Source organism: Actinoplanes sp. NPDC026670 (assembly GCF_040638175.1).
In the GTDB taxonomy this organism is placed as follows: Bacteria; Actinomycetota; Actinomycetes; order Mycobacteriales; family Micromonosporaceae; genus Actinoplanes.
This window is the reverse complement of the sequence record NZ_JBEZXU010000200.1, coordinates 1-1,226: the sequence shown is the minus strand read 5'-3', so window position 1 is coordinate 1,226 and position 1,226 is coordinate 1. Positions and strand designations below refer to the sequence as shown.

Here is a 1,226-nt window from a genome sequence, read left to right as displayed (position 1 = left end):
CATCACCCACTGGCTACGGCACACCACTTTGACTTGGGTGGAGCGCAACTTCGGCTACGCCATCGCCCGGGCCTATGCCGGTCACTCCGCCAGTGGGGGAGATGCCGGAATGCTCTTCCCCTCGTAGCGTGGAGGCCAGAGCTTGAGGGATAGAGGTTCATGGCTGAGACGAGACGGCAGTTCGATCCGGAGTTCCGGGCGGGTGCGGTGCGGATCGTGCGTGAGACGGGTAAGTCGATTGCTCAGGTCGCCCGTGACCTGGGGATCAACAGCGGGACCCTGGCCAACTGGGTGAAGAGGGACCGCGAGACTCGCGGTGAGGCCGCTGCCGGGCACCTGGCCGAGGACGAGCGGGCGGAGCTGGCCCGGTTGCGGCGGGAGAACGCGGAGCTGGCGATGGAGCGTGATGTCCTCAAGCGATCCGTGGTCCTGTGGGTCAAGGAAGCGACGGGCCGGTAAGCGTGGCCGCCTTCATCGCTGCCCAGAGGACCGAGCACAACGTGCCGCACGCGCTGGCCTGCCGGGCGTTGGGGGTGTCCGAGTCATGGTTCTACAAATGGCGCGACCGGCCACCGACCCGCCGCGATGACCGGCGTGCCCGGCTGGCGGCCGCGGTCCAGAAGGTGTTCGACGACTCGGGCGGCACCTACGGCAGTCCCCGTATCGGTATCGAGCTGCGCGAGCAGGGTTGGCAGGTCTCGGACAACACGATCGCGCAGCTCATGGCCGGTTCCGGCCTGACCGCCCGTGTCAGGCGTCGCCGCCGGAGCCTGACCCGCCAGGGCACACGTCCAGCCGCGCCGGACCTCATCAAGCGGGCGTTCACCGCGCCGGCGCCGGATGTCGCCTGGTGCGGCGACATGACCGAGATCCGCACCGACGAGGGCAAGCTCTACCTGGCCACCGTCATCGACCTGTACTCCCGTCGCATCCTCGGCTACGCGATGGGCGCCCACCACGACGCCGGCCTGGTCGTGGCGGCGCTGAACATGGCCGCCGTCACCCGAGGCGGCAACGTCGAAGGGGTGATCTTCCACAGCGACAGGGGCAGCGAGGGTGGATTCAACCGGTGGTCGCAACACGGGGTTGTTGGAACGATCGTAGGTGTTCGTCGAGGGCTTCGGCTGGTGTCTTCCAGCCGAGAGTTTTCCGCGGTCGGCTGTTGAGCGCATGGGCGACGGCGTTGATCTCGTCGGCGCTCCTTCGGGACAGGTCGGTGCCTTTCG

1 protein-coding gene and 2 pseudogenes are annotated in these 1,226 nt (G+C 67.9%); 2 read left to right on the top strand and 1 reads right to left on the bottom strand.

What is annotated here, in order from left to right; all coding sequences use genetic code 11:
- The first annotated feature begins 159 nt into the window (after positions 1 to 159).
- Both AB0E94_RS53070 and AB0E94_RS53065 read left to right on the top strand, forming a co-directional pair.
- Positions 160 to 459: a transposase gene (locus AB0E94_RS53070; protein WP_360344613.1), complete on the top strand. Its 300-nt coding sequence runs from the start codon at positions 160 to 162 to the stop codon at positions 457 to 459.
- Positions 432 to 1,049 (top strand): annotated as a pseudogene (locus AB0E94_RS53065) (IS3 family transposase); the annotation flags it as partial. The gene AB0E94_RS53070 and the pseudogene AB0E94_RS53065, both read left to right, overlap by 28 nt.
- A gap of 13 nt (positions 1,050 to 1,062) precedes the next feature.
- Here the strand turns inward: AB0E94_RS53065 and AB0E94_RS53060 are convergent.
- Positions 1,063 to 1,226, bottom strand: a pseudogene (locus tag AB0E94_RS53060) (IS30 family transposase); the annotation flags it as partial.